General features: G+C 40.0%; 12 protein-coding genes. 6 read left to right on the top strand and 6 right to left on the bottom strand.

Features of this window, described 5'->3' with window-relative positions:
* Positions 1–8 precede the first annotated feature (8 nt).
* The 4 genes from OGI71_RS23755 (at position 9) to OGI71_RS23740 (ending at position 3,531) form a co-directional block, all read left to right on the top strand.
* Entirely contained in the window at positions 9–1,067 is a 1,059-nt protein-coding gene (locus tag OGI71_RS23755; protein ID WP_282252446.1) for a hypothetical protein, read from the top strand.
* The gene (locus OGI71_RS23750) at positions 1,067–1,486 is read left to right on the top strand and encodes a hypothetical protein (RefSeq protein WP_259184299.1); all 420 of its coding nucleotides are present in this window, start codon (positions 1,067–1,069) and stop codon (positions 1,484–1,486) included. Before OGI71_RS23755 ends, OGI71_RS23750 begins: the two co-directional genes overlap by 1 nt.
* A 61-nt stretch (positions 1,487–1,547) precedes the next feature.
* The gene (locus OGI71_RS23745; protein ID WP_282252443.1) at positions 1,548–2,735 is read left to right on the top strand and encodes an aspartate aminotransferase family protein; all 1,188 of its coding nucleotides are present in this window, start codon (positions 1,548–1,550) and stop codon (positions 2,733–2,735) included.
* A gap of 34 nt (positions 2,736–2,769) precedes the next feature.
* On the top strand, positions 2,770–3,531 hold the full coding sequence (locus OGI71_RS23740) for an SGNH/GDSL hydrolase family protein (RefSeq protein WP_282252441.1): 762 nt from the start codon (positions 2,770–2,772) through the stop codon (positions 3,529–3,531).
* 145 nt (positions 3,532–3,676) lie between these two features.
* Here OGI71_RS23740 and OGI71_RS23735 read toward each other — a convergent pair whose 3' ends face one another.
* From OGI71_RS23735 to thrA, 5 genes are all read right to left on the bottom strand, one after another.
* Positions 3,677–4,873: an MFS transporter gene (locus OGI71_RS23735; RefSeq protein WP_262903043.1), complete on the bottom strand. Its 1,197-nt coding sequence runs from the start codon at positions 4,871–4,873 to the stop codon at positions 3,677–3,679.
* Between the two features lie 60 nt (positions 4,874–4,933).
* Positions 4,934–6,121 carry a class I SAM-dependent rRNA methyltransferase gene (locus OGI71_RS23730; RefSeq protein ID WP_282252440.1) on the bottom strand — a complete coding sequence of 396 codons (1,188 nt, stop codon included), beginning with the start codon at positions 6,119–6,121 and terminating at the stop codon, positions 4,934–4,936.
* Positions 6,122–6,350: 229 nt separating this feature from the next.
* Positions 6,351–7,658 (bottom strand): threonine synthase, encoded by a 1,308-nt coding sequence (gene thrC / locus OGI71_RS23725; RefSeq protein WP_282252439.1) that lies wholly within the window; start codon positions 7,656–7,658, stop codon positions 6,351–6,353.
* A gap of 127 nt (positions 7,659–7,785) precedes the next feature.
* Positions 7,786–8,724: a homoserine kinase gene (locus tag OGI71_RS23720; RefSeq protein WP_282256163.1), complete on the bottom strand. Its 939-nt coding sequence runs from the start codon at positions 8,722–8,724 to the stop codon at positions 7,786–7,788.
* 88 nt (positions 8,725–8,812) lie between these two features.
* Positions 8,813–11,260, bottom strand: a complete 2,448-nt coding sequence (gene thrA, locus OGI71_RS23715; RefSeq protein WP_282252438.1) for a bifunctional aspartate kinase/homoserine dehydrogenase I — start codon at positions 11,258–11,260, stop codon at positions 8,813–8,815.
* Positions 11,261–11,789: 529 nt separating this feature from the next.
* Here thrA and OGI71_RS23710 point away from each other — a divergent pair.
* Positions 11,790–12,371: an NlpC/P60 family protein gene (locus OGI71_RS23710; protein ID WP_120262252.1), complete on the top strand. Its 582-nt coding sequence runs from the start codon at positions 11,790–11,792 to the stop codon at positions 12,369–12,371.
* 105 nt (positions 12,372–12,476) lie between these two features.
* Entirely contained in the window at positions 12,477–12,989 is a 513-nt protein-coding gene (locus OGI71_RS23705) for a phosphoribosyltransferase family protein (RefSeq protein ID WP_120262251.1), read from the top strand.
* 8 nt (positions 12,990–12,997) lie between these two features.
* Here the strand turns inward: OGI71_RS23705 and OGI71_RS23700 are convergent, their stop codons facing one another.
* Positions 12,998–14,464, bottom strand: a complete 1,467-nt coding sequence (locus OGI71_RS23700; protein WP_282252437.1) for a LysM peptidoglycan-binding domain-containing protein — start codon at positions 14,462–14,464, stop codon at positions 12,998–13,000.
* Positions 14,465–14,620 lie beyond the last annotated feature (156 nt).

Below are 14,620 nucleotides of genomic sequence, written 5' to 3'. Positions count from 1 at the left end.
CAAATACTATGAAGGAAAATAGCACATATCATGATGGGCTGGAATCTAATCATCTTCCAGAATCATTGCGTGAAAATCCTTTTGGCGTGCCTGAAAATTATTTCAGTGATTTAGAATCTAAAATAATAGCGCAAGTCAAATGGATAGAATGCAAAGATGAATCTGTATTTGAGGTTCCTGAAGGATACTTTGATTCGCTCCCTGATGTTGTGTTGAGCAAAATAGCAGCAGACTCTCTCAAAGCTCAAGTCACTGTAGATGGCTTCGCTATTCCTGAACAGTATTCGGATAAATTGACAGGAGACATTTTTCATCGAATTTCGGAAGAAAACTTAAAAGAAAAAATCAAATCGGATGGCTTTGCTGTTCCTGTAGATTATCATGCGGATCTTGAAGATGCTATTTTCTCTCGTATTGCAGAAGCAGAATTGAAGGAAGTTATCTCAACGGATAGTTTCGCTCTTCCTGTAAATTATCATGCAGATCTTGAAGATGCTATTTTTTCTCGTATTGCAGAAGCAGAATTGAAGGAAGCTATCTCAACGGATGGTTTCGCTCTTCCTGTAAATTATCATGCAGATCTTGAAGATGCTATTTTCGCTCGTGTTGCAGAAGAAAAATTAAAAGATACGGTTCCTGTCACAGGTTTTGACCTGCCACCACATTATTTTGATACGCTTTCAGACAAAATTATCGGGGCTATTCAGGACATAAAAGAAGAAAGAGATTCAACTCCGATCCGTCGCTTAGGAAAACCAAAAAAATGGTATACCCGATATGCAGTAGCAGCTTCGTTCACAGCCATGTTAGGTCTAGGTGGATATTGGGGCTATCAATTCCAGCAGCAAAATACGATCGTACAAGATAATGTAGCCGAAGAACAGCTCAGTCAACATTTATCTGAAATACCCAAGCAGGAAATTATTAATTACCTTTCGGCATCGGCTTCAGGTGATGACATAATATATATGTCCCAATATACGGATGAAACAAATCTTCCAACGAAAGGATTTGGTACTAACATATCTAAACAAGAGATAGAAGATTATCTAAACTATACCTTATAATGATGTTCAACAAAAAAAACATATGGATAACATTGTTCTTTAGTATATTTTCTATTGCCTTGGGCTTTGCGCAAGACAAAAATCGATTTCAAGCTATTGAAAATGAAAAGATAGCTTATATTACTAAGGAACTAGATTTAACACCCAAAGAAGCACAGCAATTCTTTCCACTCTATAATGAATATAGCCAAACATTATGGGATATCCGGAAAGAGAAACTGAATGGAGCCCCTAAAAACAGTTTTAGAGGTGGATCGAGGGATGTATTGCAATATGATGCCAAAGAAGTACAGATAAAAAAGGAGTACCGCGCAAAATTTGCCAAGGTGATAGGCAACGCCCGAGCTTCACAGTTTTTTGAAGTAGAACAGGAGTTCAGGGAGCATCTCTACAAATCTTTACAAAATAGGCGGAAATAATCTCAAAAATAAAAAAGAAGTCTTGAAGACTTCTTTTTTATTTTCGGACATTTGTAAAATCATGCTAAGCAATAGAGAATTATTTTTGATGAACACTGCTCAAACCTCTAGCTCACCTAGGTTGGTTGAAGTGGTTAAGGCCGAGGGTGTCTACCTTTATGGGCCAAATGGGGAAGAATATATGGATCTTGTCTCCGGTTTTAATGTGAGTAATATCGGACATCGTCACCCCAAGGTACTCGAAGCAATAAAGGCTCAGCTCGATCAGTATTTGCATGTCACTGTTTATGGTGAATTTGTACAAGCCCCTCAAGTCCAGTTTGCAACAGAATTACTTGCGGAATTACCTACAAATTTTCAATCAGTATACCTGACCAACAGTGGTGCGGAAGCTGTCGAAGGGTCTATGAAAATAGCCAAGAAATATACTGGACGGAGACAGATTATCGCTGCAAAAAAGGCCTACCATGGAAGTACACAGGGTGCACTTAGCCTTATTGGAAACGATGATTATCGTAAGGCTTATGCCCCACTCCTTCCAGAAATAGACTTTATTACGTTTAATGACCCGCAAGACTTAACGAAAATTACAACTGAAACAGCCGCTGTGATCCTAGAGGCTATTCAAGGAGAGGCTGGTGTCAGGGTCCCAGATATAGCCTATATGCAAGCGGTAAGAAAACGTTGTGACGAAACTGGCACCCTTTTAATTTTCGATGAAATCCAGACTGGTTTTGGTCGTACAGGAAAACTGTTTGCCTTCGAACATTTCGGTATTGTACCTGATATACTGATGTTGGCCAAAGGCATTGGTGGCGGTATGCCATTGGGCGCCTTTGTTGCCGCTAAAGAAGTAATGGATGTCATTAAAGACAATCCAATGTTGGGTCATATCACCACATTCGGAGGACATCCCGTGAGCTGTGCTGCCGCACGTGCATCGCTCGCAGTGATCAAATCCGAAAAACTGGTTGAACAGGTAGCCCATAAGGCCAACTTATTTAGGGAAAAGCTCAGTCATCCAGCAATTAAAGAAATCCGGGGCCAAGGCCTTATGATGTGCTTACAATTGGACAACTTTGAGCAGGTTTATAACGTCAGTAAATACTGTGCAGAGCATGGTGTTATGATTGACTGGTATCTTCACTGTGAAACAGCACTTCGCGTGGCTCCACCATTGACCATTACGGAAGCTGAAATTGAAAAAGCCTGTAACATCATTATAAAAGGTTTGGAAAAGTATGCTTAAAGTATGTAACTTTAAGCATAACAAAAACCTAATAATGAGCACAAACCGCAGATCATTTATCAAAAAAAGTATCATTGGCGCCGGTCTTTTGACTGGAGCCAATTTATTGGGCAACGAAGCTTATGCCCATGAAGATAGTTTCAAATCTTCAAAAATAAGTTTGAATGACGAAGATGTCATCCTATTTCAGGGGGATTCCATTACGGATGTAGGCCGCGATAGGAATAACAGAAATCCCAATGACACCAAAGCCCTAGGTCAGGGGTATGCCTTGTTGGCCACAAGCGAATTATTGAATAAATATGCCGCAAAGAAACTGAAGGTCTATAATACTGGGATTAGTGGCAATCGTGTTCCCGACCTTCAAAAACGTTGGGCGGAGGATACATTGGCATTCAAACCAACAGTATTAAGTATCTTGATCGGCGTAAATGATTTTTGGCGAACGATAGACCGCGGCGCCAAAACGACCGTTGAAGAATATAAATCGCAGTACCAGCAATTGTTGCATGAGACACTACAAAAACTTCCGAATGTTAAACTGATTATTGGAGAACCTTTTGCTATAAAAGGTGTAGGCCATATCACGGATGCTTGGTACCCCAAATTTTTAGCCTATCAAGAGACTGCACGTAATGTTGCGAAAGAATTCAACGCGATACTCCTTCCCTATCAAAAAATCTTTGATAATGCCCAAAAGACTGCCCCAGGAGCCTATTGGGCAGCGGATGGTGTGCACCCTACTCTAGCTGGAGCACAATTAATGGCAGCAGCCTGGATGGACTGTATCAAATAGTATAAAAGAGAAAATTGCCCAAAAAGTAAAAGCCCCCTGAGAATTGATTACTTCAAAAGAGGTTTTAAGGGGATACGAATAATACTAAAGAAAAGCGGGAGTATCCAACCTTTTTGGACACTCCCGCTTTTTAATATATCATATTCTAAATCTCTTTATAGGGCGTTTTCTGTAGATTAGGAAGAAAATAGGCGACGACACCGATTAAGGGTAAATACGAACACAGATGGTAAATAAATTCGATGGATGTATGATCTGCCTGCCATCCGAGTACGGCAGACCCGATCCCTCCCATGCCAAATGCAAATCCATAAAACAAACCAGAGACCATACCCAACTTCTTAGGCAATAACTCCTGTGCATATACAATAATTGCAGGAAAAGCGGATGACAATATTAATCCGATGATCACAATCAGTATCCCGGTCATTGTAAGACCAACATAGGGTAAGGCCAAAGCGAAGGGAGCTACGCCTAAAACGGAGAACCAAATCACATATTTCCTTCCAAAACGATCCCCAAATGCTCCCCCTAATAAGGTGCCAACCGCAACGGCGATCAGAAAATAAAACAAGTAAACCTGTGCCTCCACCTCATTGATGCCAAATTTTTTCATCGTGTAAAACTGAAAATAATTAGTAATACTTGCGATATAGAAATATTTAGAAACGATTAACAACAATAGGATAATGACAGTTGCGACAATACGTGAATTGGGAAGATCTGGAACACGAATATTCCTTTTTGTTGATCTCGAAACATTTGCAAGACGACGCTTATACCAAGTGCCGATATAATAGGAAATAAACTGGCCAACAATTGTAAATAAGCACATCCAAGCAATAGCCTGCTGCCCTCGAGGTAAGACCAGAAAAGCAACTATAATAGGTGCTAGAGCTGTCCCTGCATTCCCACCGATCTGAAAAATGGACTGTGCCATACTCCTTCTGCCACCTGAGGCCATGTAAGCCACACGTGAGGACTCCGGATGGAAAATTGAGGATCCGATCCCAACGAGAAAAACGGAGAACAATATCCATGCATAGCTATGTGCCTGGGAAAACAACAACATGCCTACAAGCGAAAAGGACATACCGATAATCTGTGAATATGGAACAGGATGTTTGTCCGTAAATGAGCCTACAACAGGCTGAAAAATTGAAGCGGCAATCTGATATACTAATGTAATCATCCCCACCTGAGAAAAACTCAAGTGATGCTCTTCTTTTAATAAAGGGTATGTGGCAGGAATTACAGCCTGAATAAGATCATTCAGCAGGTGCACCATACTCACGGCAAACAAAATAGAAAAAATAGGTCTAGTTTCTTTTTCTTTGATCATGATTTCGCTTTAAATTAAAAAGGTCGATTTATTCAAATCAACCTATATATCTGCATTTATTTATAATACGCGTACCAACAGTCCTTTGAGGTATTCTCCCTCTGGAAAGGAGGCCCTAACAGGATGATCTTCGGGTTGATGGAATTGTCGAATAAACTGTATCTCTTTACCTGCGTCCAATGCGGCCCAGGCAAGCACCTGTTTAAAGGTGTCCATATCCATCGCTCCAGAACATGAGAATGTCGCCAATAACCCACCGCTATTCAACAGCATTAAACCCCGACGATTTAAATCTTTATAAGCCCGTGACGCTCTTTCCAAAGCTGAACGGGAAGGTGCATACTTTGGAGGATCCAAGACTATCAAATCGAATTTTTCACCCTCATCTACAAACTTACGCAATTGCTTATTGACGTCAGACAATATCGCTTTATGCCGACTTGGCTCAAATCCGTTTTCGGCTACATTTTTTTCAAGAGTTTCAATCGCCAACGCAGAGCTATCTACGGACACAACTTCACTTGCACCAGCTTTTAAGCTGTTCAATGTAAATCCACCAGAATAACAGAAACAATCCAATACCTTTTTATTGATAACATACTGCGCTGTCAATAACCTATTCTCACGTTGGTCACAATAGAAACCTGATTTTTGCCCATCAATGATATTTACCTTATAATGAAGGCCATTTTCGATGACGTCCACAAATTCAGGTGGTACCTCTCCCGACAAAAGACCATTTGTATCTGGTAGGCCCTCATGCTCACGAGATTTCAGATCACTCCGCTCATAAATTCCAGTAGGATTTAGCAACATATTTAGCTCCGCAATAATGATATCTTTAACTTTTTCTACTCCTACAGAATGGACCTGAATAGAAATAAAATCAGCATACTTATCCGCAATTAATCCAGGAAGAAAGTCTGCCTCGGCAAAAATCAAACGAACGGTATTGGTAATGCCTTCCTGCAGCAAATGTTGTCTAGCTGCCACCGCCTTTTGAATACGGGTGCGCCACCAATCCGCATCAATCTGAGCTTGTGGATTCCATTCCAGTAAACGGATGGCCACCCGCGAACTATTGTGAAACAATCCATACGCAATAAACTCACGCTCGGCATTGTAAACCCCTACAATTTCGCCATCTTCAATCTTATCGGACAATGATTTAATTGCTCCAGAAAATACCCAAGGATGCAATTGCCAGGCAGCTTTATCCTTACCCTTATTCAAATAAACTGATTTCATTACTGCAAAATTAACTTATTATTTCGACATCCAAATGAAACATACGATATAAATAGCATAAGCAACAAAAACAGCTAATACCTAAGCCATCATCGATAAGAGCTAGTTTATAAAAACACTATCCAAAAAGTGAAAGCCCCTCAAAGAATTAAAGATTTGAAAAGAGATTATGGGAGGAGTTACGAATAGAGAAAAAGGGGGACGTTCAAAAAGATCGCCCCCTTCGGGTTTAGTTATGGTTGATTAGATATCTTTTGAACGCTTCGAAGTTTACCGCCAAAGGTTCCGCTAATTTTTCTTTTCCCTGCAACGCTTCTGCACCGTCCGGCAATACAATTTTTGCAAATACATCAGCATCTATTGCATCCGGAAATTTACAAGGATGTGCCGTCGATAAGAATACCGAAGCGTAAGTACCTGGATATTCCTTCGCATAGGCTTGTGCTCCCAACCAAGCAATGGCAGTATGAGGACAGGCGATATAATTTGCATCTTTAACAAGCTTATCCATCCCAACTTTTGTTTCCTCGTCAGTAAAGGTATAAGAAGAGAGCATAGCTTTTAACTCCGCTAGATTAGCTGCAAAAAGATCCTGAATCCGTACCCAGTTGCTTGGGTCTCCAACATCCATAGCATTACTCAATGTCTGAACAGAAGGTTTAGGCTCATATTGTCCCGAAGAAAGGAATCGTGGTACTGTATCGTTGACATTTGTCGCTGCCACAAAATGTTTGACAGGAAGCCCCATTTTGTAAGCCAATAAACCTGCCCCAATATTCCCAAAATTACCACTTGGCACAGTAAATACGACTTCATTGATCCCTTGGGATCTTAGTTGCGCGTAGGCATAAAAGTAATAAAAGGTCTGTGGGATCAATCGGGCAATATTAATTGAATTGGCCGATGTTAACCGCAAAGTCTGATTGAGTTCCCCATCATTAAAAGCCTGCTTCACAAGTGCCTGACAGTCGTCAAATGTACCATCTACCTCTAATGCGCGTATATTTTGCCCATTTGTAGTCAACTGAAGCTCCTGCACCTCGGAGACTTTGCCTTTGGGGTATAATATTGTAACGCGAGTTCCCTCTACCCCTAAGAAACCTAAGGCTACAGCCCCTCCTGTATCACCAGAAGTTGCGACAAGTACGTCCAGCAACTTATCGTCGGCTTTAGAAAAATACCCCATGATACGGCTCATAAACCGGGCTCCAAAATCCTTAAAGGCATAAGAAGGCCCGTGAAATAGCTCCAAAACAGCTGTACTGTTGTTCAGGAATTTTACGGGTGCCTCAAAATTAATCGCTTCATCAACAATCTTCTTTAGATCTGGTTTAGGAATATCATTGCCCAAAAGAGTTGAAGCAACCTCCAAAGCAATTTCCTGTAGGGAATATTGTTGTATATTTTTGATAAACAATGGATCCAATTGCGGAATTTGCTCGGGCATATACAACCCTTTATCCGCTGGCAGCGAATTAAACACTGCATCTTTAAAAGAAACAGCTAATGTCTTATTATTTGTACTGTAAAATTTCATCTTTTAATACTTATTTGATGTACATTTATTCTGATTAATCAAAAAGAGCACATTATACGATTTTTATGCAATCAGTAAGATACTTTGCACCTTGCTTAGTTTTTACACGCATGGTACAGTAAAATCTCTAATTTAACACCCTTGGTCCTTCGATATTTACCTTTGACACATAACCGAAGCTGTCGATTTCATTTTCTTTGAGATGAGCCTGAATTCTGTCTGCAATACTTTTTGCGATCTGCTCATCCCGTGTGATCGCGACTACCGAGGGACCTGAACCGGATATCCCGAAACTCAAGGCTCCATGTTGTAGAGCGATTTCCTTCATTTCATAAAACTGTGGAATCAGGATCGCGCGCGTAGGCTCAATTAGGATATCTTTCATACTTCGGGCAATCAAATCATAATCTTCCATAAATAATGCTGCGACCAACCCAGCAATATTGCCCCATTGTGTTACAGCATCTTTTAATAGCACTTTATCTTTAATTAATTGTCGGGCATCACGTGTAGGGACATCTACTTGTGGAAATACGACGGCTGCCACTAACTCCTTCGGTGAAGGAATTGAAATAACATCTAAAGGTTCGTTTCCTCTGATCAACGTAATACCACCATAAAGCGCTGGTGCAACGTTATCAGCATGTCCGGTGCCACAGGCCAACCGTTCCCCCTCGACACAAAATGGTAAAAGTTCTTCTTTTGTCAATGGATTACCAAGCATAACATTAATCGCAAAGAGCCCAGCCACCGTACTCGCGGCACTGGATCCCAAGCCAGATCCGATTGGCATGTGCTTGTGCAATTCAATTTCAACACCTACTTTCGAAGCAATATTTAGCGCCTGCAACAGGTACTGAACACAAGCCGAAACGGTATTTTTGCTCGGATCGAGCGGGAGTCTACCGTCATCTCCTGTAATTTGCTTTATAGTCACGCCGGGTTGCTGCTTGCGTCGCATGATCACCTCATCTCCTGGCTGCTCCACAGCAAAGCCCAGTATATCAAAACCACAGATCATATTCGCTACAGTTGCGGGAGCAAATACCCGAACTTCGGGTAACATCTTGTCTAAATCGATTACTTTACCTTTTAGATATTCTACATTTAAATTATTGGCCATTACTTCAGTCGTTATTTCCTCTAAAATAGTTTTATGCACCTACGTTAACTAAATCTGCAAAAACACCTGCTGCAGTCACTTCCGCTCCAGCACCTGGGCCTTTTACAACCAAAGGACGCTCTTTATACCGTTCTGTCGTAAATGAAATAATATTATCACTACCAGACAGCGCATAAAAAGGATGATTTTCATCCACAAATTGGATCGCAATGGAAACCTTTCCATTCTCCAGTTTTCCGATATATCGGATTACTTTGTTCTCGCGGGCAGCGCGCGCTTTCATCTCTTCAAAATAGGTATTCTCCTTTTGTAGTTCAGTGTAGAAGGAATCTACAGTCTCGGCTTTCAGGCAGGCTTCCGGAAGAATTGGCCCGAGATCTACATCTTCCGCTTCAACAGGATAACCAGCGTCTCTGGCTAAAATCAACATTTTACGCATAAAGTCTATTCCCCCCAGATCGTCCCTTGGATCCGGTTCGGTATAGCCCAATTCTTGTGCTTGCTTTACAACATTGAAAAAAGTAGCATCGTCTTTGAAATTATTGAAGATGTAAGATATAGTACCTGAAAGAATAGCCTCGATCTTTAAGATACGGTCACCACTGAGCATCAAGTCTTTAAGAACCCTTACGATAGGCAATCCGGCCCCAACATTTGTTTCATAGAAGAAATCCACTCCATGTTTATGTGCAGTATCGCGAAGCGTCTTATATTGCGCATATTTTCCAGAATTTGCGATTTTGTTACAGGTTACGATGGAGATATTGGATTTAAAGATATCTTCATAATATGTTGCGGGCAATTTACTAGCCGTATTATCAATGAAAACACAGTTTGGCAAGTTCAGGGCTTTCATTTTTTCGATAAATAAAGCCAGATCTGCCTCGGAACCATTTTTCTCGAGTTCAGCTGACCAATTATCTAGTTCCACACCTTCGGTATTGAACAACATTTTACGGCTATTGGAAATTCCAACAACTTTGATCTCAATATCATTTTTATCGAGCAGAAAATCATGCTGATCCTCTAATTGTTTAAATAGCGTCGCACCGATGTTACCTGTACCGATATTAAACACATGCAAAGTCTTTTTCAACTCCGCAAAAAAAGCATCATGAACAGCATTAAGTGCTTTAGCTAAATCTTCTTTGCCGATGATGACCGAAATATTGTATTCGGATGAGCCTTGTGCTATTGCTCGGACATTGATACCATTCCTTCCAAGTGCAGAAAATAACCTACCGGACATTCCCGGAGTACGTTTCATATTTTCACCGACAATGGCCAATACAGATAGATTTTCCTCGATAGCGGGGATGACTAATTTATTCGCCTGAATTTCTAATTCAAATTCCATTTCGATCAGCTGGATCGCGCGTTTCGCATCCGATGGGTTGACTGCAAAGGTGATACTGTGTTCGGAAGAAGATTGTGTAATCAATACAACATTGATTTGCTCCCTAGCCAGCAGTGTAAAAAGACGTCCGCTAAACCCTGACTTGCCGATCATTCCTGATCCACTTAGATTGATCACAGAGATATCCGAAATAGAAGAAATTCCTTTGATTGGTAGCGCGGTCTTTCCACTATCAAATTGGATCACCGTACCTGAGAAATCAGGTTCAAAAGTATTACGAATGACAATTGGGATTTTTTTCAAAAATGCAGGGATCATGGTGGGCGGGTAGATGACTTTAGCACCAAAATAAGATAGCTCCATTGCTTCAGTATAGGAAAGCACGGGGAGTGAGAATGCTTTTTTCACGATCCTGGGATCAGCGGTCAGCATTCCGTTAACATCAGTCCATATTTCGATCGCCGTAGCATCCAATATCGACCCAAAGATAGCGGCTGTATAGTCCGATCCGCCTCGTCCTAAGGTGGTAATGCGGCCATTCTCGTTGCTACCGATAAAGCCGGTCACAAACAGCAGTTTGTCACCATGGGTGATATACATTGATTTCACAAGCTGCTCGGTCAATGCCTCATTTAAATGGGCATTACCGAAATTAGAATCAGTCTTTACATAGTGTGAGGCATCTATAAATAAAGCTTCCGGTATGTACTGTTCCATGACCTTAGAAACCATATAATTGGAGCAACGCTCACCATAGCTGAGAATTAAGTCTTTGCTTTGATTGCTCAATTCTCTCAGTGCAAAAATCCCCTGGAGAAGATCCTCGATCTCATTGAAAAATAACTTAAGTTTCGTGAAAACAGGATTTTGAAACTTCACTGCGAGAAGTTCTTTCACGACTGCAAAATGTTTATCTTCCAAAGATTTAAGTCCATCCGAAAAGGACTTCCCTTCAGCTGCGTCTTCTGCCAATTGGGTTAGTAAATTTGTTACACCCGACATCGCGGATAATACCACAAGGGGCTTTTCCTTAGCGTCGTAGGATTTTTTAACAATACTTAAGACTGCTTTCAGACTTTCTACTGTTCCGACTGAAGTTCCTCCAAATTTTAAAACTTTCATACTGATCTATACTGTTTGTTTAGTTTGATTTATGTGACAAAAAAAAGCGCTTTCCCTTTTGAGGAAAGCGCTTCGAAATATTGTGTCTACAATTATATACAATGAAACTACTTCCTCCTGAGTTTTATCCCGGTGGTAATAATAATCGTTGTAATAATTGTGTTTGTGTTCATTGTTTTTGCTTATGTATTGTAAATATAGAACAAATATTATCACATTCCTAAAGAAAATTAATATTTTTTTTCAGTTTCACAAAAACGAGCCTTAAAGAATAGTATTCTAGCATAACACCGCTATTTTTGAGAGCCTGAAACCACCACCTGCTTGTAGTAAAAGTTCGATAGACCGATTAAATTTCGATATCTCCAAAAAGCGTTAAGGAAGATGTTAAAATTGTTAAAATTTCGTTAAATAGCTTTAAAAAAATTTGACCTTAAACTGATATTGTATTATATTCGCAACAGTGCTGTCCAAAATAGATGACAGTATTGAATTTTAAAAGTTAAATGTTGTACAAAAAAGCGATTTAATGAAAACAAAGAAATTTATAGCGTCAATGCTATTTATCGGCTTATGTCTAGTGTCGCAGGCACAAACCAACAGAAACTCCAAACCTGAATCAGATCCTGATAACCTTGCCAAAGAATACTTCTCACAAATTATGGGTGTTGCAGTCTCGGCAACAACAAACACAAAACTTTATCAATTTGTTTACGAATGGCTAGGTACTCCATACCGTTTGGGTGGGGATTCAAAACGAGGCATTGATTGTTCTAAATTTTCTTACGAATTATATGACAAAGTATTTAACACGTCATTGGGTTACAATAGTCGTAACCAGTATTCGCAAGTAAAGACTGTAGAGAAGAATGAGTTGAAAGCGGGGGATTTGGTATTCTTCAAAATCAGAAGTAGAAGCATTACACATGTGGGTGTTTATATTGGTGATAATAAATTTGCTCATGCTTCTTCCAGCAAGGGTGTTATGATCAGTAATTTAGACGAACCTTACTGGAGACGCTATTATTATAATGGTGGACGTTTACCGGAAGACAATAAATCGCTTACAGCCGAAATATTGAAAGCAGAAAAAGATAATAAACTGAACTAGGGATTCAGTTATCGACATAAAAAAGTCCAAAGCTTTAAACGGCTTTGGACTTTTTTTATACAATTTAATATCCTATTTTTACCCTATAATCATTGAAATACTATTATGTCTTCAAAGAAAACGCTCATCTTAAATAAAGAACAAATAAAACAGAAGTCTATCCGTATTGCCTATCAGATTCTAGAAGACAATTTTGAAGACGAAACACTTGTTTTAGTGGGGATTGCAGATCGGGGTTATGTATTTGCGCAACGCCTGCAGGCGATATTAAAGGATATCTCAGACAAGGAAATTCTTTTGATTAAAGTTACCATGAAGAAAACAAGCCGGTCTTTGAGTGCTGGTACAGATTTACCTGTTGATATTGCAAAAGACAAAACAATCATCCTAGTTGATGATGTATTAAATAGTGGTCGAGCACTGGCCTATGGTTTGGGTGTGTTTCTCAATGTTCCATTAAGGAAGATGAGAACAGCGGTATTGATTGATCGGAGCCATCACAAGTTCCCAATCTTTAGTGACTACTATGGCACCAAATTGTCTACTATCCTAAAAGAGCATGTCACTGTTACCCTAGAGGAATTTGATAACGAAGAAGATGCAGCATGGTTAGTATAACCATGTTGCTATTTCTTTGATACTTTCAATTTCATTCCCGGTTTGATCCGGCTTCCATTCAGATCATTATCACTTTTTAACCGGCTAACAGATACACCATTTTTATCAGCAATTTGGGATAAGGTATCACCCCTTTTAACCACATAATACGCTGTACGGCTAGCAGCTCGTTGTTGACTCTTCTTAACCGATTTTTCAGCATTATGCGCTAATTTCGCATTGACAAAATTATCTTCCTTCTTGATCAATAGATTTTGCCCCGGTACGATTTTATTTCCGCGTAGGTTATTCCAAGACTTTATATCCTGAACAGTAACCTCAAATTTCTCAGCTACTGAAGCAAATGTTTCTCCGACTTTCACCTTATATTTTCCATCTTTTAAAAGTTCGGTAGGCTCGTTAGTACCCGAACTAGCCATCACTGAAGTGGGTATAGGTGTATTAAGGGCAGCATATAGCTCCTCGGTAGCTATTCTCTTATCCAATACAGGCAAAACTAATCTTAGTGGAGCTTCCTCTGTACCATTTAAAATATTCTTCTTAAAGCTAGGATTTAGTGCGCGGAGGGTTTCTTTAGATACATCTAAAGCTGCTGCTATCTGATTTAACGAGATCCGTTTATTGATGTCTAATGCTTGGGTTCTCAGAGAGAGCTCTGTATCAGCGGCATTTATATCGTTTTCCTCGGCATACTTCATCGCATAAGTCATAGCAATGAATTTGGGAATATAGTTTTGTGTTTGTTGTGTCAGATAGGGAGCGATATCCCAAAAAGTAGGTTTATCTTTACCCGAACGTTGAATCGCCCGTCCAACAGCACCTTTTCCGCCATTATATGATGCGATTGCCAAAAGCCAGTCACCATATTCGTCATAAGCTTCTTTCAAGATTTTCGCGATCGCGTAGCTGGAAGCGATGGGATCCATACGCTGATCGGTATAACTATCTACGGTCAGGTTGTAAGTCTTTGCCTCATAATACATAAGCTGCCATAATCCGGTAGCACCAGCACTTGAAATATCACGCGGATTCAAAGACGATTCGACCACACTCAGATATTTCAGTTCTCTAGGCACCCCCACCTCATCCATGATGCGATCAAACATTGGAAAGTAATATTGTCCAAGTCCCATCATTCTACACATATAAGGATTGTAATTGTTGGAGGTGTATTTGGAGATCAGGTTTTTCACCTGTGGAGAGTAATTTAAGGGCACTTCTCGTTCGATTGCTTTGAGTTTGCGAACGAGCTGTATTTCTTCTTCGGTAATGGTGGAATCATCTTGTCGATTATTTCCCGAAGATTTGACACTGTCCAGATATTGATAAATCTCCTGCTTTTCTCTGTCAATCCTTCCTTGAATAACCTGATGTGTGGCCTCTCTCATACCTTCTACAGCGCTTTCCTGAGCCATGATAGGCAGCACGTAGCATAGCCCTCCTAGTATTGAAATTAACGTCTGTTTTCTGATCATAAATTTACTGTTAAATCCAGGTCTGATTTTCCTTCTTAAAAAATCAACAATAATTTAAACGCTTAGAAATGGATTTTAGTATAAAAATGGTTTGGCCTATTCAGCTATAGGTCCAGGATAAAACAAAATACGATTTTGTTCCTCACAAAATCGTAT

Origin of the sequence: Sphingobacterium sp. ML3W (genome assembly GCF_029542085.1) — a bacterium.
In the GTDB taxonomy this organism is placed as follows: Bacteria; Bacteroidota; Bacteroidia; order Sphingobacteriales; family Sphingobacteriaceae; genus Sphingobacterium.
The sequence above is the reverse complement of the archived record's forward strand: the minus strand, read 5'-3'. Positions and strand labels throughout refer to the sequence as shown.

Coding starts and splice junctions, on each gene's coding strand:
- OGI71_RS23755 (WP_282252446.1), top strand. CDS start 9: ATGAAGGAAAATAGCACATATCATGATGGGCTGGAATCTAATCATCTT.
- OGI71_RS23750 (WP_259184299.1), top strand. CDS start 1,067: ATGATGTTCAACAAAAAAAACATATGGATAACATTGTTCTTTAGTATA.
- OGI71_RS23745 (WP_282252443.1), top strand. CDS start 1,548: ATGCTAAGCAATAGAGAATTATTTTTGATGAACACTGCTCAAACCTCT.
- OGI71_RS23740 (WP_282252441.1), top strand. CDS start 2,770: ATGAGCACAAACCGCAGATCATTTATCAAAAAAAGTATCATTGGCGCC.
- OGI71_RS23735 (WP_262903043.1), bottom strand. CDS start 4,873: ATGATCAAAGAAAAAGAAACTAGACCTATTTTTTCTATTTTGTTTGCC.
- OGI71_RS23730 (WP_282252440.1), bottom strand. CDS start 6,121: ATGAAATCAGTTTATTTGAATAAGGGTAAGGATAAAGCTGCCTGGCAA.
- thrC (WP_282252439.1), bottom strand. CDS start 7,658: ATGAAATTTTACAGTACAAATAATAAGACATTAGCTGTTTCTTTTAAA.
- OGI71_RS23720 (WP_282256163.1), bottom strand. CDS start 8,724: ATGTTACCCGAAGTTCGGGTATTTGCTCCCGCAACTGTAGCGAATATG.
- thrA (WP_282252438.1), bottom strand. CDS start 11,260: ATGAAAGTTTTAAAATTTGGAGGAACTTCAGTCGGAACAGTAGAAAGT.
- OGI71_RS23710 (WP_120262252.1), top strand. CDS start 11,790: ATGAAAACAAAGAAATTTATAGCGTCAATGCTATTTATCGGCTTATGT.
- OGI71_RS23705 (WP_120262251.1), top strand. CDS start 12,477: ATGTCTTCAAAGAAAACGCTCATCTTAAATAAAGAACAAATAAAACAG.
- OGI71_RS23700 (WP_282252437.1), bottom strand. CDS start 14,464: ATGATCAGAAAACAGACGTTAATTTCAATACTAGGAGGGCTATGCTAC.